The sequence below is a fragment of the Nostoc sp. NOS(2021) genome (assembly GCF_017115025.1).
In the GTDB taxonomy this organism is placed as follows: Bacteria; Cyanobacteriota; Cyanobacteriia; order Cyanobacteriales; family Nostocaceae; genus Nostoc.
In genome coordinates, this window is record NZ_JABXKM010000047.1 from 15,339 (window position 1) to 34,002 (window position 18,664).

At 40.9% G+C, this 18,664-nt stretch carries 20 protein-coding genes; 5 read left to right on the forward strand and 15 right to left on the reverse strand.

Translation table 11 applies throughout. The features are described 5' to 3' along the window. Nucleotides 1-1,478: 1,478 nt before the first annotated feature. Nucleotides 1,479-3,119, reverse strand: a complete 1,641-nt coding sequence (locus HWQ41_RS05395) for a hypothetical protein (protein WP_292760491.1) — start codon at nt 3,117-3,119, stop codon at nt 1,479-1,481. A gap of 329 nt (nt 3,120-3,448) precedes the next feature. Between HWQ41_RS05395 and HWQ41_RS05400 the strand changes: the two genes are divergently transcribed. The 3 genes from HWQ41_RS05400 (at nt 3,449) to HWQ41_RS05410 (ending at nt 4,681) form a co-directional block, all read left to right on the forward strand. Continuing rightward, complete coding sequence (locus HWQ41_RS05400; protein WP_292760493.1) at nt 3,449-3,805, forward strand: iron-sulfur cluster assembly accessory protein; 357 nt, start codon at nt 3,449-3,451, stop codon at nt 3,803-3,805. A gap of 93 nt (nt 3,806-3,898) precedes the next feature. Continuing rightward, on the forward strand, nt 3,899-4,321 hold the full coding sequence (locus HWQ41_RS05405) for a tetratricopeptide repeat protein (RefSeq protein WP_292760495.1): 423 nt from the start codon (nt 3,899-3,901) through the stop codon (nt 4,319-4,321). A gap of 114 nt (nt 4,322-4,435) precedes the next feature. Continuing rightward, entirely contained in the window at nt 4,436-4,681 is a 246-nt protein-coding gene (locus HWQ41_RS05410; RefSeq protein ID WP_292760497.1) for a hypothetical protein, read from the forward strand. Between the two features lie 101 nt (nt 4,682-4,782). Here the strand turns inward: HWQ41_RS05410 and HWQ41_RS05415 are convergent, their stop codons facing one another. After that, nucleotides 4,783-5,703 carry a TIGR01777 family oxidoreductase gene (locus HWQ41_RS05415; protein WP_292760498.1) on the reverse strand — a complete coding sequence of 307 codons (921 nt, stop codon included), beginning with the start codon at nt 5,701-5,703 and terminating at the stop codon, nt 4,783-4,785. Nucleotides 5,704-5,907: 204 nt separating this feature from the next. Between HWQ41_RS05415 and HWQ41_RS05420 the strand changes: the two genes are divergently transcribed. Continuing rightward, nucleotides 5,908-6,258, forward strand: a complete 351-nt coding sequence (locus HWQ41_RS05420) for a hypothetical protein (RefSeq protein ID WP_292760500.1) — start codon at nt 5,908-5,910, stop codon at nt 6,256-6,258. 76 nt (nt 6,259-6,334) lie between these two features. Here HWQ41_RS05420 and HWQ41_RS05425 read toward each other — a convergent pair whose 3' ends face one another. The 6 genes from HWQ41_RS05425 to HWQ41_RS05450 all read right to left on the reverse strand — a co-directional run bounded on the left by HWQ41_RS05425 (nt 6,335) and on the right by HWQ41_RS05450 (nt 13,326). Then, on the reverse strand, nt 6,335-6,832 hold the full coding sequence (locus tag HWQ41_RS05425; RefSeq protein WP_292760501.1) for an FHA domain-containing protein: 498 nt from the start codon (nt 6,830-6,832) through the stop codon (nt 6,335-6,337). 226 nt (nt 6,833-7,058) lie between these two features. Beyond that, on the reverse strand, nt 7,059-9,560 hold the full coding sequence (locus tag HWQ41_RS05430; RefSeq protein WP_292760502.1) for a cation-translocating P-type ATPase: 2,502 nt from the start codon (nt 9,558-9,560) through the stop codon (nt 7,059-7,061). Between the two features lie 135 nt (nt 9,561-9,695). Beyond that, nucleotides 9,696-9,851, reverse strand: a complete 156-nt coding sequence (locus HWQ41_RS05435) for a hypothetical protein (RefSeq protein WP_292760503.1) — start codon at nt 9,849-9,851, stop codon at nt 9,696-9,698. A 319-nt stretch (nt 9,852-10,170) separates the two neighbouring features. Then, nucleotides 10,171-10,437, reverse strand: a complete 267-nt coding sequence (locus tag HWQ41_RS05440) for a TM2 domain-containing protein (RefSeq protein ID WP_292760505.1) — start codon at nt 10,435-10,437, stop codon at nt 10,171-10,173. Between the two features lie 338 nt (nt 10,438-10,775). Then, nucleotides 10,776-11,051, reverse strand: coding sequence for an NINE protein (locus tag HWQ41_RS05445; protein WP_292760506.1), 276 nt, complete (start codon nt 11,049-11,051; stop codon nt 10,776-10,778). A gap of 700 nt (nt 11,052-11,751) precedes the next feature. After that, nucleotides 11,752-13,326 carry a type II CAAX endopeptidase family protein gene (locus tag HWQ41_RS05450; RefSeq protein ID WP_292760508.1) on the reverse strand — a complete coding sequence of 525 codons (1,575 nt, stop codon included), beginning with the start codon at nt 13,324-13,326 and terminating at the stop codon, nt 11,752-11,754. A 192-nt stretch (nt 13,327-13,518) separates the two neighbouring features. On the opposite strand from HWQ41_RS05450, the gene HWQ41_RS05455 reads away from it, so the two are divergent. Next, complete coding sequence (locus tag HWQ41_RS05455) at nt 13,519-14,217, forward strand: Uma2 family endonuclease (RefSeq protein WP_292760510.1); 699 nt, start codon at nt 13,519-13,521, stop codon at nt 14,215-14,217. A 35-nt stretch (nt 14,218-14,252) separates the two neighbouring features. On the opposite strand, the gene HWQ41_RS05460 is transcribed toward HWQ41_RS05455, so the two are convergent. The 7 genes from HWQ41_RS05460 to HWQ41_RS05490 form a co-directional block, all read right to left on the reverse strand. Continuing rightward, nucleotides 14,253-14,474, reverse strand: coding sequence for an addiction module protein (locus tag HWQ41_RS05460; protein ID WP_292760512.1), 222 nt, complete (start codon nt 14,472-14,474; stop codon nt 14,253-14,255). Between the two features lie 58 nt (nt 14,475-14,532). Continuing rightward, entirely contained in the window at nt 14,533-15,141 is a 609-nt protein-coding gene (locus tag HWQ41_RS05465; RefSeq protein ID WP_292760514.1) for an Imm1 family immunity protein, read from the reverse strand. Then, nucleotides 15,053-15,637, reverse strand: a complete 585-nt coding sequence (locus HWQ41_RS05470) for a hypothetical protein (protein ID WP_292760516.1) — start codon at nt 15,635-15,637, stop codon at nt 15,053-15,055. The genes HWQ41_RS05465 and HWQ41_RS05470 overlap by 89 nt, the downstream gene beginning before the upstream one ends. A 128-nt stretch (nt 15,638-15,765) precedes the next feature. Continuing rightward, nucleotides 15,766-16,332, reverse strand: a complete 567-nt coding sequence (locus HWQ41_RS05475; protein WP_292760518.1) for a KilA-N domain-containing protein — start codon at nt 16,330-16,332, stop codon at nt 15,766-15,768. A 158-nt stretch (nt 16,333-16,490) separates the two neighbouring features. After that, nucleotides 16,491-17,123, reverse strand: coding sequence for a Uma2 family endonuclease (locus tag HWQ41_RS05480; protein ID WP_292760520.1), 633 nt, complete (start codon nt 17,121-17,123; stop codon nt 16,491-16,493). 48 nt (nt 17,124-17,171) lie between these two features. Then, nucleotides 17,172-17,804 carry a Uma2 family endonuclease gene (locus HWQ41_RS05485; protein WP_292760523.1) on the reverse strand — a complete coding sequence of 211 codons (633 nt, stop codon included), beginning with the start codon at nt 17,802-17,804 and terminating at the stop codon, nt 17,172-17,174. A 107-nt stretch (nt 17,805-17,911) separates the two neighbouring features. After that, complete coding sequence (locus HWQ41_RS05490; RefSeq protein ID WP_292760522.1) at nt 17,912-18,511, reverse strand: hypothetical protein; 600 nt, start codon at nt 18,509-18,511, stop codon at nt 17,912-17,914. Nucleotides 18,512-18,664: the final 153 nt, after the last annotated feature.

The window sequence follows — 18,664 nt, forward strand, 5'->3', positions numbered from 1 at the left end:
GAAACAAGTAATACCATTAATATTAAAAATGTTTGTTTTGTCAAAGGATTCATCATTTTCTAAAGAAATCAAAAAACTAGACTTTATTTGTTACTATTGTGACAGTAAAAATAGCACATACTTGCTTTTGAAGACAATAACCCTACTAACAGCATGAGTAAAGCCTGACAATGAAATTTGATAAATGAATTTGAGACACCTAGTGTTGACTCAATGAAGATTTCCAAAGTTATTTTCCATTGAAAGCATTTGACCTTCTCTCTTAACCAAGTCCGCCAAACCCGCTTGGAGACAACATCTGGTACAACACCAGAAAATAAAGCTTCCGAATCATTGTCATGCTGAAATGCTGGGTTACAGGCGGGTTAGAGTGGTGTATATAGATCGTGAATAATCACTTAGAAAGTAGGTAAATAAGCGATCGCTCTAGAACAAACACCCGTCTGCACCCATTACAGATATGATGTTAGTTGACTGTTGCCGCTCATAATATTTTAGTTTTGTTTCATGCTTTTACACTAACTTTCCGTAAAGATACGATGAAGTTTTGCATGTTTTTTATCCTGACTCTAGCGATATAGTTTGCTTTCAACTCAGCAATCTTTCTTCATTGTTTCTATTCATCTATCTGGAGGTTATGTAAATGATTTTTAGCAACTTATGGGGCTAAAAAATCGACAGCAAACCTTCTTTTAAGATTCAAACTAAGAGAGAAATTACTGAAAAAAAAGTTTTGATTTGCAACTATTTCTTATTTGTTAAATATATTCATAAAGATAATTGTATATTTGAATATTTTTCAGTGATGTGTTCATTATAACCATTATTTTTGCACTTTAAATAATCTTCATTTAGAGACGAAATAAGCTCATTTTCATCCTTTATAAAAAAAATACAAAGAAAAAGATATCACCTGAGCTTTTGCTTAATCATATTGATACATAACAAGATGCCAAACTCAAAAACTTGTTAAAAAAAACATTCCGATATCCAAGTACGTCAGTTAGGTTTGATTAAACCAAACTTTGCAGATAAATTTTGAGTATTTTGTAGTTATTTATACTGAAAAATATCCAAATAAATGACTGGAAAACTATGAGAATACAGGTACTTCATGAAATTGAGGTAAAGTTAACTTTTAATCATTGGTCGTCTATTAGTATTTACATATACATGAATATGGATTACAAAGTTCCGCGCCTGAGAGGTACGCGGATGAAGAGTCTTGAGCGGAGCCGGAGACGGAGCGTCTCCAGTTAAAAGACCACTTAGAAGGGGTGGGTCATACACAAATGCGAAAATCCTAAGTACTTTGTACTTCACTCAGCACTCAGTTAGTAAACAGAAGAGGGGTAAAGGTTAAAAGTTAAAGCTTTCCCCTCCCAAATGCAGTTTTGGTCAATATGCGAATCAAATACATATCAACTTAACTTCTCATAGCCACAATTTGAGATTGAAGATTGCGGGAATTCGTGCAACTATTCAAATTTAAGTTCGGGCATCAGTTGGAGAGTGCCAATACCTAAATCTTTAGGTGAAAGCGATCGCGCTTCAAACAAAGCCATCATATCTCGTAATTGAGGATTACCACGGGAAGCTCCCGTTAGTCCTTTAGCAATGATTAAGCCACAGTAGCCCTTAGTATTTTTACACCGCTGATTCCATTTTTTTCGGGCTTCTACATGAATCGGATCTTCATCTAAAAATTCACCGAATAGGAACAATTCGCCATTCTGAGTTTGTAATAAACCCAAGTCGTAGCGATCGCCATCAAAGGAATCGGCACCTGGATTAAAGCAAATTGCTCTGAGTCCGCCTGCTGTTTCAATTCTTTCAATTACAGTCTTCGCCTTGGGCCGGGAAGTTTGAATTAGAATCACCGGCAAACCGTCACCCACTTCTTTGATTGCACCAGCATTATGGTAGCTGACCCCCTTTTTGAGGGACTCCAACATTTCCCACGACACTACACCTAAGCTGAGGAAGGAATCTTCTGGTATCAAGTCATCTTGCAATGATTGGAAAGACGGTGAGTCAAGGCTTCCATTCTCCTGATCATCGACATCAAAGCCTGCCATTTCCTCTAATTCTGCTGCTAATTGCGGCATGGTAGAGACTGTCACAGCCATAGATTTAGTTGATTCTTCGGACTGCGGCAGAGAAATGCGATAGCGACGGCTGAGGGTAGGGAAGATGTCTTCATGAAGTTGGCGACGGTGATCGCGAATAAAGCGGCTCAGGCTTTCGATCGCAACGAAGATTACCAGTGCTTCTTCGTCATACAAAACAGACCGTAGTCCTTCTAAGGGGTGGATATTACCGAAGGTGGGGTCAATTTCTGATAATGGCAGATCCGCCAAATCACCTGCTTCCTCCTCATCTTCATCGGTTTCCTCAACACTCTCAAAAGTGAGAAACAGGCAATCTTGCTTGAGGAATGCTTCTTCAAGATGCTCCGTTGATTGTTCATCTGTTAAAACTGCGGCGCGAAACTGTTTTAAAGACTCTTCTGAGCGATAAAACAAAATCCCATACTCCATTCCCAGCATTCCCATGACTGAGGCGTAGAGTGTACCAACATCCCAGTTATTAATTTCGATTGACAAAATTTGTTGTTCTTCCAAAAATTCCCAAGGTGCTGCTTGCCAAATTGCAAATGCTTTCTCTCGCAAGATTTGGGCATACTGTGGGGGTAAGTCGGGGGTTTGACTATCGAGGATGTCGGTGAACCCGCGAAACAGTTCGTCAATTAAAGGCAGTTCTGGTGCGTAGTCAATGGCGATATCCAAATCTTGCAGCACCCCCCGCAGGTAAAATTGGATCTCGCGGTCTTTGACTACAATTCTTTGGGGTCTAGCAGGTCTTGCCGGACTGTGGGGATGCTCCATTGCTCGCATTAAAGTGCGAACTATTGCTTCTGGGCCGATATCTGAAGCTACCACGTCCATACCTCGAACAACACCTTGGGAATAATCTACCCAAAGAATGCATTCTCCCTTTGCCTCTGAGTCTGAGTGCTGGTTTGGTGATGACAACGGACGGCGATCGCCCTCCCATACAGAAGGAATTTGAGTTAATTTCTTCAACCGACGACTGGTAGAGCGATTAAAACTTGTCATAGAATAAGTTAATCAAAAGAAGCAATTTGGAAGTAAACTTTGGGAGATAGCTAGCCTCGGATTAAATTTTTATGGCTGCACCTGAAGGGTGGTTGCTTCTGTTGCTGCCGCAAGGCTTGAACTTCAAAAATACCGAATCTATAAACACACTAAGTCCCTCAATTCTAGAATAAAAATTTTTGGCTACTTTTGACGGAGTGTTTACAATTTGGCATCTAGCGACATCTAAGCCGCTAGAATGAATACAAAAACACTCAACGAGAAACCCACAGGCATTAACAAGCCAATACAGGGTAACGCTTAGACTAATTAAGGAGTTGAAAAAGCAGATGACACAAGCAATTCAGGCTCAACAACGCGGAATTCTGTTGAGCGAAGCCGCATTGCACCAGGTAAAATCCCTCCGGGACAGGCAAGGCACAGACTTCTGCTTACGGGTAGGAGTCCGTCAGGGTGGCTGTTCTGGGATGTCTTACATGATGGACTTTGAAGACACCAGCAAGATCACTCCGCAGGATGAAGTTTTTGACTATGATGGCTTCAAAATTGTTAGCGATCGCAAGAGTCTGTTATATCTCTATGGCTTAATGCTCGATTATAGCGATGCCATGATTGGCGGTGGCTTCCAATTTACAAACCCCAATGCCAACCAAACTTGTGGTTGCGGCAAGTCATTTGGGGTGTAATATTGTCCTTTGTCATTAGTCATTTGTCCTTTGTCCTTTGCAAATGACCAATGAACTAATGACCAATGACTAATGACCAATGACTAATGACCAATGACTAATACAGTTGAATCCCTGTTTGATACAGGTTTAGAACGCTATAAAGCAGGAGAAGCAGTAGATTCTTTAATCCCTGTGTTTAAAGAAGTGTGCGATCGCGCTCCTAAAACTAGTGCTGCTTGGATTTGTTTAGCGTGGTTGTATCTACTCGATAACAAACCCAGCTTGGCTTACAAAGCTGCACAGAAGGCAGTCAAGTTAAATCCACAAGATCCGCAGGCTAGAGTAAATCTCGCCTTAGCAATGCTGGAAACAGGTCAAAAAGGTTTGCGCGAACACATTGACGTAGCACAACAGTTAATGTTTGTCAACGAAGAATGGAGTGATGAAATAAAAAATAGTATTGAAGACGGTTTAACTAGAAAACCAGATTGGCAGAGTTTGACAAAAGTCAAAAATTGGCTGTTTGAAAAATGAGGAGTTAGGAGTGAGGAGTTAGGAGTTAAATTCAATCCTGCAATCCTCACTTCTTACTTACCGATCACTTAGTTACTAGTCCTAAAAATTTTGTGCGATTAGATCAAAGGATAGATGAAAGATAAATTGTTAGGCTGGCTAAACATGGTTTTAGTCGCAGATGTTTTTTTAGTTTTGTTTGGCTTTGGCTGGTTAGCGATCGCTGCGATCGGAGATGCGGCGGGAGTAAACTTGGGTTTGGATTTGTGGCATAAACTATGGCAACCCTTGTTTAACCCAGCAATTGGCATCCTCATGGGCGGTGCCATTCTCAGCGGTATTATCAGTTGGGTTTCCAGAAAATTTCTCTCTCGTCAATAGTCAAAGAATTGGGCATGGGGCAATTCAATTTTGGATTTTGGATTTTGGATTAAATTTCAATCTAAAATCCAAAATCTAAAATCTAAAATTCTTACTCCCTTTTAACTAAGAATTTGTGTTAACGCTGATTGCAAATTAGGATATTTGTAATCAAAGCCTGTTTCCACGGTACGTTTCGGGATGACTTGCTGACCTTCTAAAACTACTATAGCCCCGTCTCCTAAAAGGGCTTCGATCGCAAAAGCCGGAACGGGTAACCAAGAAGGGCGATTCATCACTCGTCCCAAAGTTTGGCTTAAATCTGCCATGCGGACTGGGTTAGGGGCAGTGGCATTATATACGCCTTCTATTTCCGGTTTAGTTAAAGCTTGCAGAATCAGGTTAACCAAATCGTCTACGTGAATCCATGAGAACCACTGGCGGCCACTGCCAATAGGGCCACCTGCGAAGAGTTTGAAAGGTGAAATCATTTTACCTAAAGCACCACCATTGCCGAGAACAATCCCAAAACGCAGAATTACCAATCGCACACCAGCATCTTTTACCTTTCTCGCTTCTGCTTCCCAGGCTTGGGAGACTTGGGCGAGAAAATCGTTACCAGATAGACTTGTTTCATCAAAGGTAGCCGTTTCACTGGTGCCGTAGTAGCCAATAGCTGAAGCGCTAATTAACACAGCTGGTTTGGGGTTAGCCTTGGCTATTGCTTCAACTATTTTTTGTGTACCTAACTTTCGGCTATTGAGGATTTCTTGTTTGCGTTCTGGTGTCCAGCGTCCTTCACCAATGGGTTCTCCTGCCAAATTAACTACGCCATCACAACTAGCGATGACACTTTGCCAAGAACCAGATGCATTTGGTGTATAGGCAACAATTTCTAGATTGGCGAAAGCCTCAGATGGAAAAACCTTTTGAGCAAAGGTGGTGTTCCGAGTCAATACTACTATTTTATGACCTTCCGCGTGGAGTCGTTGTACCAAACGACTACCAACCAATCCTGTTGCTCCAGTAATTGCGACTTTCATTTTCTACCTCAGCCAAACTTTTATTGTAAAGTTTTTGCTCAAACTTTTAGCTTACGGCACTTTCGTTATGGATAGAACATATGTGACTGTATATTTTGGTAATCCCTGATCTCAAAACTCAAAAACTTTGCTTTTTTAATGACTTTCCATTTAGATACTTCGGTATTATAGGATGGACGGAGTGTTGCAAGGCGTGGGGCTATTATGGCTCGCTATACCTGTTCATTTATTGTTTCTGTTCCTAGTGACCATCTCCAGCCGTTACTTGTAGAACTTCTACAGGACTGTCAGTTGGATATTCAATACCACACGGGCGAGTACATTATCGGCCGTGAGGTTCCTGGCAATGTTCCTTTTCCTAAATTGGTAACAGTAGAAGTACTGATTGATAAATCAAAATCTACTGAAACAGAAACCCGGATGAGTATTGTGATTAAAAATGAAGAACTACCACTCCAACTAGATAATTACTGCCGACAAATGTTTGAATTCATCAAGCAGGCTATTGAAAGTAGCCGTCATTGGCATTTGATTGAAAGTCTTGCAGGATACTAGCTTTAGTGAGTGATTGAATTGACACTCCCACGGCTTCAAGCCGTGGGATTCTCAGACTGTTATTGGTAGTTATAATTCACTCTCCCACATCCTCTAAATCCTCGGCCATACCGGGGTTTATTAGTGTAATATCGTACTCACTCGAATCCGTTTGGGACAAACGCTGAGTGTTTCTTAAAAGGTAATAAATGGCACGTACTTGAGGCCCAAAAACGATCTCGTCTTCATTTTTTAGATCGTGAGCTGGTATCTTACGTCCATTAATCATCAAACCGTTGGAACTAGGCTTGCCTTTAGCATCGCCATCTACAATCCGGTAATAGTAGCTATGACTATTATGCTCTCGTGGCAATCTCACTAATGTGGCATGGCGGCGGGAGACAAACTGCGACATCAAACGGATATTACACTCACGGTCTCTACCGATAGAGTAGACGGGGTGCTCTAGAGAAAATTCTTTGCGACCTTGATCGTCTTCAATAATCAGTAGATGGTTTTCATTGGTTTCTGCTGCCATTGACAAATCGGTGAAAATGTGATAAATCAAGATTTGTTTAGTATCGTATCCTGCCATTCTGGCGCACCATAAGTTCTGTGGTGCTGATCTAAATAAGCTTTAAAATTGCATAATACCTTGAAAGAGTAGAACATGGCCGTTCTACTCCAGTAGCTATGATCGCTTTGGTAAGTGTCTCAAGAGGCTTTGTGTGCTGCGTAAAACCTGACAAGGCGACTCAGTTTAACTTGATATGGGAATAACCAAGATTTGTGCTGGGAAATTTTACGTGCAAAAGAGTATTCTACGGGTGATGAGCTAATCGCCGTAATAATATTGAGTTTGTGACGACGCTAACAGAGCTAAAAGCCATTAATGCAGCAGCACCAGATGGGTTAAGGACAAAACCCAGACTAGGGAACAAAACACCAGCTGCTAAAGGAATGCCGACTGTATTATATGCAAAAGCCCAGAATAAATTCTGGCGGATTTTGTTGAAGGTGGCGCGACTAAGCTGAATAGATTCGACAACATCGTTTAGGCGATCGCGCATTAGGATAATTTCAGCAGTTTCCATCGCCACATCTGTCCCGGAGTGTAAAGCAATTCCGACATCTGCTTGGGATAAAGCTGGAGCATCGTTGATTCCATCTCCCACCATTGCGACTACTGAGTGGGGAGTGAGAAGTGAGGAGTTAGGAGTTTTCTTTGTCCCCTTGTCTCCTTGTCCCCTTGTCCCTCCTAACTGGAGAGACTGTATTGCAGCCGCTTTTTTCGCTGGGGGGACACCCGCTATTACATCAGCGCTATCCAATCCTAGTTGTTTGGCTATGGCGCTAGCTGCTTCTAGGCGATCGCCACTGAGCAACATAACCCGTAAGCCCATCTGACGCAACTTGTCTACGGTGGCTTGGGCATCTGGTCTGAGGGTATCACTAACAGCAATTAGTCCGGCTAAAGTTCCCCCAACGGCTACGCAAACAACTGTTTTACCATCTGTTGCCAAACCCTCTGCTACCTGTTGTGCAGTTTCACTAATGGCAATGCCGTGCCAACTCAACCAGTCCCAGTTACCCAACAGCACAACTGTGCCCTCTACCACAGCAGACACCCCTAGTCCTGGTTCCGTGTGAAAGTCCACAGCCTCAGGAATAGATAACTGTTGCCGCTGTGCTTCTTGCTGAATCGCTTTTGCTAGGGGATGGTGAGTACCGCTTTCTACGGCTGCTGCCAGTTGGATTAGGGATTGGGCATTGGGCATTGGGCATTGGGCATTGTTATTCTTCTCCTGCTTCTCTGCCTCTTCCCCAGTCGCCAATCCCTCAATTAACAGGCAATCTGTGACGATGGGATTACCTGTGGTCAGAGTGCCAGTTTTATCAAATACTACGGTATCTAACTGGTGTACTTTTTCTAAAACGTCGCCGCCTTTGATTAACAGACCGCGTTCTGCGCCCATAGCAGTCCCGACAAGAATGGCTGTTGGTGTGGCAAGTCCCAAAGCACAGGGACAGGCGACTACCATAACTGCGATCGCTAGTTTTAAGCTGATTAATAGGGGGGAGTGGTGGGCTTCATGTGTAGCATGGCTCATCATTTCCATGCCACCAGACATAGTGATATCAGTCCAGATGTGAGTGCCAAAAAAGTACCAAAAGACAAATGTTAATATAGATGCTGTCAGCACACCGTAGGTAAAATAACCAGCTACTGTATCTGCTAATTTCTGTACCGGGGCTTTCCGGGTTTGGGCGGCTTCTACTAAAGCGACGATTTGAGCTAGAGTTGTATCACTTCCAGTACGGGTTGCCTGAATAGCGATCGCTCCTGACTGGTTTAGCGTCCCCCCTGTCACCATATCTCCCGGTTGCTTGATTACTGGTACTGCTTCCCCAGTCAGCATTGACTCATCGACCGTTGTTTGACCAACCACCACTTCACCATCAACAGGGATTTTATCACCTGGCAACACTTGTAACCATTCACCAACACGCACCTGTTCCGCAGGAATCTCTACACTAGAAGACCCCACTCCGGCTTTCTCTGGGTTGGCAATCAATCGCGCTAAGAGTGGCTGGAGTGCTAGCAATTTCCTAAATGCGGATGCGGCGCGACCTCTAGCTTGTTGCTCTAATGTCCTTCCTAAGAGAATAAAACCCAGCATCATTACTGGTTCGTCAAAGAAGCACTCCCAACCCAGTTGGGGAAACAGCAGCGCTACTAAACTAGCAATGTAGGCTGTCAGTGTTCCTAATCCGATCAGGGTGTTCATGTTCGGCGCATTTCGCCGCCAGCCCAGCCAGCCATCTACTAAAATCGGGCGACCAGGGATTAATAGCGCCACTGTCGCCAATCCACAGTGAAACCAGATGTTATTTAGCACTGGCAGCACTGAGCTACCAAGATTACCAAAATGTCCACTTCCCGACAATATCAGCAACACCGCAGCGATCGCTAACTGCCTTAGTGAAGAGCGCATTTCTCGGCGTTGTCGTTCTGCTGGGTCTGGTAAGGTAGATATCTCGCCTGCGACTGTGCCACTAGCTTTTCTCTGTTGAGTCGGGAATCCAACGGCTGTTAATCGCTGTGCTAGTGCATCTGCATCTACCGTACCAGCTTCTGACTCTACAACTGCTACCTCTGTGGCCAGGTTCACACAGGCACTCTTGACTCCTGGATGTTGGATTAGCTGTCGCTCTACTGCGTTCACACACCCAGCACACTTCATGCCCCCAACATCGAGAATAATTTTCTCTAGGATTGGGTCAAGTTCTGGGGCTGGCTTAGTTTTCGGGACAAGTTGCATGGCAAGTGTTTAGATTCGCTACAGAAATTCAACGCCTGACTAAAAGCGTCTCTAATTTGAGCGTAGGCTAAATATGGAACTACGACTGTATGTCAACCATATTAAAATTATTAATTTATCGTACTTCGCTCAGGGTCAATGACGGCTCCAGCGTAGATAAGTCACATAGATAATAGCTACCACCTGCATTGGCATGAGGACAATCAGGCTTTTCCAAAAATTGTGAATTTCCAAATTAGACATGGCGCTGAAATAGCCAAAGCCCAACAACAAGAAGAGTATCCAGATCATCTGTTTACGTTTGATAGTTAGCATAGCAGTAGGATTCAGAATTTTTTAGCAAAAATAAAAATATTTAGTTATACCTATAAATCTATACAGAATACACAATAACTTTAATTAATAGTTACTCAAAAAAGAAGTTTACCCAAAGGAGAGTTATTAACAATTCAAAATTCAAAATTCAAAATTCAAACATTTTAGACATTTTCAGACGGGGATTTAAACCCCGACTGAAAATAACGCTACCTGTATTGTTGGGGTCTTAAACCCTTTGATTTCCGATAAGGAGATAATTCAAACACCAATGCACATTAAATTAAAACGGCAATCAAAACCAGCCTTTCTTCTCGATGATGTAAGCATTGAGGAATTCTTCATCAGTCTTGGTTAAGTAGATGATACCTTCAACCAAACCGACAATCCCCATTATTGCCCCACCAAAACCAAATGTGAGTATAGTAACAAGCAGCATGATCACACCTTCGGTAGTATAACCAAGAATAAACTTGTGAATACCTAAGGCTCCTAACAAGATAGCGCAAATGCCAGCTGCAATTTTTTTGCTGCTAGCATCACCACGATTGATATTAGACACTATTAAGCATACTCCTCAAGTATAAATGACACCCTCAATCTTAGTGTAATTATTCTTACTTAGCATCTACATATTTATTCCAGTAATAAATTGTCAAATTTTAATCAATTGAGAAGATATAAGACTCAGAATTTGATTTTTTAAAACATACTGAGACTGAAAAGCCAGTTTGAGCGGTTCAAAAATCAGACAGAAGTCCTATACTTCTTTCCCTAAGCTCGAACTGCTCTCAGCAAGAATTTTCTTCTCTGGTAAATGTAAGCATTGACAAATTTGTTTCAAAGATACACTCAGGAGATATAACTTCACACAGTAACCCAAGTGTGAAATATAAGTTTCTAAAACCAGCCCTGCTTATTCACAAAGTAGGTATTTACGAATTCTTCAGGGGACTTATTTAAGTAGATCATGCCTTCAATTAAACCTACAAGTTGCATAATTAACAAGGCAAGTCCGTAGGTGAAAGAACCTCCAACTACAGAAATCACCAACATGATAAAGCCTTCTGGAGCGTATCCTAGAATAAACTTATGAACCCCAAATCCTCCAAGGATAATTCCACAATAACCAGCTAGAAGTTGTTTGGTAGGGTGACTGGGGTTGAGATTTGCCATCTGAGTGCTGCTCCTTGATAAGTTAGGTATAAAAATAGATTTTTTACTATAGTGAAAGCACGTAAATGTATTTACTTAACAAATATATTTTTAATTCTTTCAGTATTAAGTAAGCCCAAAACGAATAACCAAAATCAGCGTGCTTCTATTCCAGAGGGGACGCTCAAATCTCTTACGGCATAGCCTGAAAATCTGGCGCTCCTTAATGACTTTTGGTGGATTTGATGATTGCAAACCCTGGTGCGGCAGTTTTGCAGATTTTTAGGTAAAACATTTATCTTGAGAAGAATGAACCTCAATAATCAGCAAAAACTGCTATATACACCACTTTCTACAAGTCCATCAGTATTATTTCCGGATTTTTTTGCGTAGGCGTAGCCCGTCGTAGACATCGCTTCCAGCGGGCGTGAAACGCCATCGCACCAATTACGAGACCAGTTGCGTGGTTAGTGGGAATGTAGAAGCGCAAGAGGCATCTTCTAACATCTCGAAAATGGCTAAAATCATCCGAATGAGAATAAATGCTTAACTAGATAGTTTGTTGTCTATGTTAACAGCATTCTTTGATTTGCTTTTGCCATTATCTGAATTGGGTTTTCAGCGAGTATTTATGCTTACAACCAATTATAACTAGTAAATTGTTCCACTTATGGAGATGAAAGCAAATATTTTTGTTTTAGGCAACAGTAGTTTAATTGTGTTAATTACTACCTAATGTGAACAAACTTAATAATGTACCACTATTCCAGAGACTATGGAGGAGCATAGGAGCGAGGAGGTTGCGCGATCGCGTGTAAACTACCCCCAAAACAATCCCCAATGCGGTCAGTGGCAGAATTTCCGACAAGCTGAGGTGAGCGATCGCAAACAACAAACTACTGACAAGAATTGCTCCCCACACGGGTAAGTAACGAGTCAGAGAGGGTAACAAAAAACCGCGAAACAGAATTTCTTCAAAAAATGGAGCTGCGATCGCCGCTGTGGAGAAAAATATGCCAAGTGCTACACCATCTCGACTTTCCAGCGCTAGTTGCAACAGGGGATTACTACCACCTTGTCCTTGCCATAGCTGTTGATTAATCAAAGATACCACCACAACTATTGGTAAAGCCGTGCAATAGCCTCCCAGTCCCCACAAAAACCAGTTATCTTGAAAACGGAAGCGAAACCAAAATTCTGGTAGTGGAAAAAAGCGCTTGAGAGAGAAATACAGCACTAACAGCGCACCCGATGCTACCAGTAAGTAACTAAGCAAAACATAAAAAGCCTGAAGTCGCACATCACCGATGGGACGCGCGATGGGGAGCAGCGATAACACTAAAGGCACAAAAATTTGCCCCATGAAGAAAAAGCCGACGACAAAAACCTGCAAAACGGTTTCACCATCCCAAGGTGTTGACCAAGGGACATCAGCATTTTGAGCTAGTAACGAGGCTTTTCCTTTCAACAAGCGTTGAGCAAATAACAAAATCAGCAGTATTAGACCAATTAACGCTGCCAAGGTGGGAATAGTGCCAATAACCGCTAATTTTATCACCGCTTGAGCAGCAGATTTTTGTTGTGCAGCTTTAACTGCTGATAAAGCGTCTTGTCGTTGCTGGAGTTGGTATAGCTTAACCAAAGCAGTAGAGCGAAACCAACCTTCTAAATTCTTTTGAATCGGTTCTTGAGGATTTGGGAGGAGACGGGGAGGATTGCTCCACAGTCCACTCAATACAGCAGCAGTTTGCCCAAATTCTGGATTGATATCTGAGCGTTGTTGTAATTCGCTCCAAGTCTTGAGGGCTGTATCGGTCTGTCCTTGCTGTGCTTGTAAAATTCCCAGGCGCAAGTCTAATTCAGCCAGTAATTTTTGTAATTGCTTGAGGGACTGCTGTAACTGTTGCTGTCCCTGTTTAGAGGTTTTAGTAGTGGGAGGAACGTCAGGTAGAGGTTTCGGAGGTATGGGAGTTATTTCAGGTTGAGAGCGTAATTGTGCAAGTTTGTTGTTAACTTTGTCCAAATTAGTTTGAACTGATTCACGCGCCTCCTGATACTGCTTTGTAGCGCTTTCTAGGGGTTGCTCACCAAGTATCGCTTCCCGAATCGCCTGGAGATTGTCATCGTTGCTATCTTCTGATTGCCAAGCTTGGGCTTGTAGAGCAATATTAGTTTGATACAGTTCTAGGCGACTTTGAAACTGAGGTTCTTGCCAACTATTGAATAAAGACAAAACTGCCAACAGAACTGCTATGGGTGTCAGTATAAAAATTAAAATCAACCGCTTGAGTGTCATCTATCCCTCTTTTACTAACCAGTGGGGAGCGCGTCCCCCTTGGGAATTATCGCAAGAAAAAGTCACGTCGCTTCACTCCGAATTCAAAATTCAAAATTCAAAATTCAAAATTAATAATCTCATAAATAAATTTCGGGGCTTGTCAGAGGTGGATAGATATCATCAATATTATAAGTTTGCGTCGCACCCACCATGTTAAATTACAACCCATTGCACTGCTTACCCTCCGCCGAGGATCTGCCCGATTCTGACGATGAACCTGTGGATAATCAGCTACAACATTTGATTCCTGGTTTGCTAGAAGCCATCTTAGCTTGGCTGTGGGCAAGCCGGATGGATTGGTTTTTTGGCGTTGATATGGGGATATATTACGATCCCGAATTACCGCCGATTGTGCCTGATGGGTTTTTAAGTTTAGGAGTCGAGCGAGTTTTTGATGAGAACTTGCGTTTAAGTTATGTGTTGTGGGAAGAAAAAGTTATGCCAATCGTGGCGCTTGAGGTGGTTTCTCACAGACGGCGCGGGGAATACACGAGCAAAAAGAAACTTTATGCGGATATGGAGATTTTGTATTATGTTGTTTACAATCCCCAACGCCGGAGAAAACCACCTTTAGAAGTTTATCGGTTTGTAAATGGTGAGTATGTATTGCAGCCAGGAAATCTAATTTGGTTATCAGAGATAGGTTTAGCAATTGGTTATGAACGGGGAACCTATCAGGGAATTACGCGGGATTGGTTGTATTGGTATGACAAACAAGGAGTCAGATATTTAACACCAGAAGAACGGGCGATCGCTGCTGAAGAACGCGCTACCACTGCGGAACAACGCGCTCAAAGGCTGGCAGAAGAATTGCGAAGGTTGGGGATAGATCCAGATTCTTTGAGTTGATTTTGTGGGGTGCGATCGCTTTATTAACTGATAGCTCATTCAGATAAACCTAGTCTTTCCTTGACGGATTGCCAGTTTGAACCTTGGTTTGGGTTTCGGCGATGCATCTCCAAGCGTCTATCTAATTCTTGTTTTTCCTCATCGTTGAGAGGAACTTCATCGGGTGTGGTAAGAATGCTGTCCCATAAGTCCTCGGCAAGCTGTATACGTTCAGATACACTTAGTTCGGAAATATCGATTTTTAATATGGGGTGCATGGTTGTTGTTAATGTAGTTACTCAATATAATTTTATTTTAGATTATAAATGACTTATCTTATTCCCAATAAAGTAAAGCATCAAGTTTACCTGATTCTGTAAATGTTCTAGCAGCTAGTAAACAGTGCAGCAAATCAACACACATTTTCGCCGGATAATTTTCTTCTTGTCCACCGACTACTAATTTTTCTATTTCATCAGATTGTGATAAATCAACTAAAACATCAAAACTTTTGTTCTTAAAAGTTGCAGTTACAACATATTTATCTGACTTACCACCTCCAATATTCATGTAAGTCTCATCATCATATTTCAAGGTTACTAAAGTTTTGCTTTTACCATCTAACTCGCGGATAGCTGCTTCGATTTTAATCCAATTTTGATCTTTTATTAATTCACCTTGATTGCTGTTACTAACCCATTTTTCTGCTGATAGCTTGAATACTAAACTTGTTTCGCTTTTTTGTGGCAAATCAGGCCAGCGATCGAAACCAAGTAACTTACCAATCTCAGAATTTTTGAGAAATGCTTGACGTTCAGCATAGCTCATAATTACATTTGTCCCAGCCCGGATTTGCTCAGGAGTCAACAGGCGTGGGGATTCCCCATTGGCTTTCGTGTCTTCTGGTGAATGCTGCGGCGTTATTTCTTGAGAATTTGAACACATAGCCATCTTCTCCTGGGGCAATATTTGTTGCGCCCATATACTCCATTTCTATTATGTCTCTATAGTAGTCAACAGCTGAATTCAGTGATACCAGAAAGATTAGCGCTTCACTCTCTCCTACCGAAAAATAACGCAATCCTACTTGTGTTGCATACCAGATTAGCCATTTTCCTATCGGTTCAAGCAAACGGTTAGGTTGTTGACCTCTGCTAATCGGATTAGTTTCTATCTGATCAATTTCTACGGTTTCAGGTAAGTAAGGGTAAAGATACACGCTATACCTAATCAATCCCCAGATTTGTCCAGCATACACAAGCTTGACAATATTTTGAAATTCAAAGTCGTTACGTCGCCATAACTCTTGCCAGTGAAAAGTCCAATTGCTTGGCATATCATCCACTGTTGCAGGGGAAATGACAGCCTCTTGTTCGCCTCTCTCTTGAGTTAGGACTCGCACCCAATACGAGCCGATATCAGCCAATCTAGTAATCCTCACACGTCTAAGAGTGATAATACTGCGTTAGGGGGTGAGGGTGCGATCGCGTTTTAGTTTATGTTGTGGTTATGGGATGCGATTACCAGGGTAAGCTCATCTAGTAAATTGGGTATGGGTTCACTCTCCGACTACTCTTCCCAAGTAACTGTAATGCAAAGAGGAATACAGTACTTCTCTATTAGTTCTAGATTTTTTAATTGCAAATATTGCGTAGTTCTACTTTTAGTACTGAATTTACCAAACAGGTGTAATCGCTTTGAGCGCTGAGGGTAGTCTTGACCACGAATCATCAATTGACCTACTCCGTGAATCCAATTTTTAACACTCTTAACTTCTATAATCTCCTTTTCAGTTAGAAGATCAATTGCTCCTGTGTTTGTTGGAACTTCTATTTCTCCACCAAGCTCTTTTTGTAGTCCCGTTTTAATCTCTTCTTCTCTTTGAAGCTTTCTTTCTTTTTTACACCATTCTCTAAAATGATGTCCTATTAGAGGATGAGCAATATAATAGTATTTTCCGGAAATTTCTTCTTCTTCTTTGAAAATTAATTCTTCAATGGGAATATTTGTTTCATTACAAACATTTTTCAAAAAAATCTCTGTTTGTTTATTCTCTTTATAATGATGTATGTATTTTTTATAACTTTCAGATATTTCAGTTAAGTTAACATATTCAATTTCTCTGTAACTTCTCATTTATTTGTATAGCCCTGCTTTAAGTAAATGCTAGCATTAACTAGTATAAATGATACCACTGTTGAAAAGCTATCGATATATCATAACTTGTAGTAATTTCCACACCTATCTTAGTTTGCAATGCGGACAATTATCTACAGTACAAATTACCTGATTAACTACCCTAATTTCTCCCGCACCCAAACGCGAAATGATTTGAGCAAAGCAATTTCTCCCATACTTTTACTCTGCTGAATAAATCTGCTTATCTCACTCACTGATACTAGAGGAAAGGCAACACTAAACTTACACTCGACATATTGCCCCTCTACCAACTGATAAAATCTCAAATTTTGCCCATCATATCTCCAAAGTTCAGGTACACCCAACGCTGAATAAATACCCAATTTGTTAACTGAACTGCTGGTAATATCAATCTCAATTGCTAAGTCAGGTGGCGGATCATTTTCTAAATCTAAAGTTTCCTTACCTCTAATAGCTAGTTCATTTTGGATATAGTAGCAAGTATCTGGTTCTATTCCCCGCTTTGATATTTTCCGCTTCAATGTTGTAGAACCAGCACTTATAATTTCAATTTCTAATTCTTCAGCTAAGACTAGAATAAAATGGTCAAATTGAATTTTGGGGTTTTCATGTTCAAAAAGTGGGGTCATAATTTCTAAAGTGCCACAGTCATAAGCAAATCTAGAGCCTCTGTCCTCACCTGTATCTCTCAGCAAGGCTTCAAAGGTTTCCCAGCTAATGTTATGTAGCACTGTTCTTTGTTCAGCAGACGTTGACTTGACAAGCATATCTTAGAAAAAATAAGCCAGTAATTATATTTATCAATGAGGTATACTTTAACCTATCTTCCCCCGCACCCAAGCGCTGAAGGATTGCACCAAATCAATTTCATCCATAGTTTTACTTTGCTGGATAAATCTATTCATATCACTAACAGAAATTAAAGGAAAAGCTATACTCAACTTAATCTCAATATACTGGGTTTCTACTAATTGATAAAATTTTAAAACTTCACCGTTATATCTCCATAATTCTCCTACACCTAAAGCCGCATAAATATTAAATTTATTAACATAACTGCTAGTAATATCAATTTCAACTGCTAAATCTGGTGCTGGGTCTGTTCTTAAATCTAATTCTTGTTTACCTCTAATTAGTGGCTCATTTTGAATATAATAGCAAGTATCTGGTTCTATTCCCCTTGCTATTGGTTGACGCTTTAATGTTGTAGAACCAGCACTTCTAATTTTAATTTTTAATTCTACTGCTAAAGCGAATATAAATCGGTCAAATTGAATTTTGGGGTTTTCGTGTTCAAAAAGTGGAGTCATGATTTCTAAAACACCGCAGTCATAAGCAAACCGAGAACCTCTATGCTCACCTGTATCTCTCAGCAAGGCTTCAAAGGTTTCCCAGCTAACGTTGTGTAAGACTGTTCTTTGTTCTGCAAGGGTTGACTTGACAAGCATATTAAAATAATTCGTAATTCGTAATTCGTAATTCGTAATTAAGTTTTGTAATTGCGATTTAGACTTCACCACAAAACTTACCAAACCTCCAGAATTAGTTAAAATACTTATTCTGTCAGGATGTTAGATAAAATTCCGATAATTTTACCTATGTCATTAATATAATACTCGCCCAAGTCAATTTCAATCACTTGCTCAAGAAGTTTCAAAAACTTCCAGTTAGTTCCAGTGGTGACAGTACCATAAATTGTCTGAATGTTATTGCCCTCACGTTCATTAAACAATTTAGCTGCTAACATCTCTGCTACACACTGACCTAATCCAGCATTGATATTTTCTTTTTTAGCTTCTACAATTGTGACAACTGGTGCATTAAGAATTAGTAACTCTGATGAACGGCTAATAATAAAATCGCAATTTCCATTTAAACCTTGTGCTGAATCAACAGTAAAATCGATACCAGAAAATAAACTTATTTGATTATTTAAATATTTCCTTACAGCAATTAAAATAGGTGCAATAATCATTTCTGAGCGAGATTTTTCCGTATTACTAGCAAGAGCTAAAGGTACATTTTCCCGCAATACTTCTGCAAGTAATGGTGGACAATCTACTTCATGCACAGATGCAAATATATCAGTTTTATCAGAAATAGTTAAGCCAAAGGTTTTTCTAACTCTGTCTAAAGTAAAGTCACTGTATGACACTTTAGTTGCTCCTGTAAAGAATCCAGATAATAAATTGTGCCAACTATTAGCAAGATATGTTGCTGATATTTGGCACAATTATAGCGGTTCTCGGTTGAGTAGGTACTGAACCCCACCCCCAACCCCCTCCCCGCAAGCGAGGAGGGGGCTAAG

Coding starts and splice junctions, on each gene's coding strand:
- HWQ41_RS05425 (WP_292760501.1), bottom strand. CDS start 6,832: ATGGCAGGATACGATACTAAACAAATCTTGATTTATCACATTTTCACC.
- HWQ41_RS05485 (WP_292760523.1), bottom strand. CDS start 17,804: ATGCTTGTCAAGTCAACCCTTGCAGAACAAAGAACAGTCTTACACAAC.
- HWQ41_RS05405 (WP_292760495.1), top strand. CDS start 3,899: ATGACTAATACAGTTGAATCCCTGTTTGATACAGGTTTAGAACGCTAT.
- HWQ41_RS05410 (WP_292760497.1), top strand. CDS start 4,436: ATGAAAGATAAATTGTTAGGCTGGCTAAACATGGTTTTAGTCGCAGAT.
- HWQ41_RS05460 (WP_292760512.1), bottom strand. CDS start 14,474: ATGCACCCCATATTAAAAATCGATATTTCCGAACTAAGTGTATCTGAA.
- HWQ41_RS05455 (WP_292760510.1), top strand. CDS start 13,519: ATGTTAAATTACAACCCATTGCACTGCTTACCCTCCGCCGAGGATCTG.
- HWQ41_RS05400 (WP_292760493.1), top strand. CDS start 3,449: ATGACACAAGCAATTCAGGCTCAACAACGCGGAATTCTGTTGAGCGAA.
- HWQ41_RS05475 (WP_292760518.1), bottom strand. CDS start 16,332: ATGAGAAGTTACAGAGAAATTGAATATGTTAACTTAACTGAAATATCT.
- HWQ41_RS05465 (WP_292760514.1), bottom strand. CDS start 15,141: ATGTGTTCAAATTCTCAAGAAATAACGCCGCAGCATTCACCAGAAGAC.
- HWQ41_RS05480 (WP_292760520.1), bottom strand. CDS start 17,123: ATGCTTGTCAAGTCAACGTCTGCTGAACAAAGAACAGTGCTACATAAC.
- HWQ41_RS05415 (WP_292760498.1), bottom strand. CDS start 5,703: ATGAAAGTCGCAATTACTGGAGCAACAGGATTGGTTGGTAGTCGTTTG.
- HWQ41_RS05430 (WP_292760502.1), bottom strand. CDS start 9,560: ATGCAACTTGTCCCGAAAACTAAGCCAGCCCCAGAACTTGACCCAATC.
- HWQ41_RS05445 (WP_292760506.1), bottom strand. CDS start 11,051: ATGGCAAATCTCAACCCCAGTCACCCTACCAAACAACTTCTAGCTGGT.
- HWQ41_RS05395 (WP_292760491.1), bottom strand. CDS start 3,119: ATGACAAGTTTTAATCGCTCTACCAGTCGTCGGTTGAAGAAATTAACT.
- HWQ41_RS05420 (WP_292760500.1), top strand. CDS start 5,908: ATGGCTCGCTATACCTGTTCATTTATTGTTTCTGTTCCTAGTGACCAT.
- HWQ41_RS05435 (WP_292760503.1), bottom strand. CDS start 9,851: ATGATCTGGATACTCTTCTTGTTGTTGGGCTTTGGCTATTTCAGCGCC.
- HWQ41_RS05450 (WP_292760508.1), bottom strand. CDS start 13,326: ATGACACTCAAGCGGTTGATTTTAATTTTTATACTGACACCCATAGCA.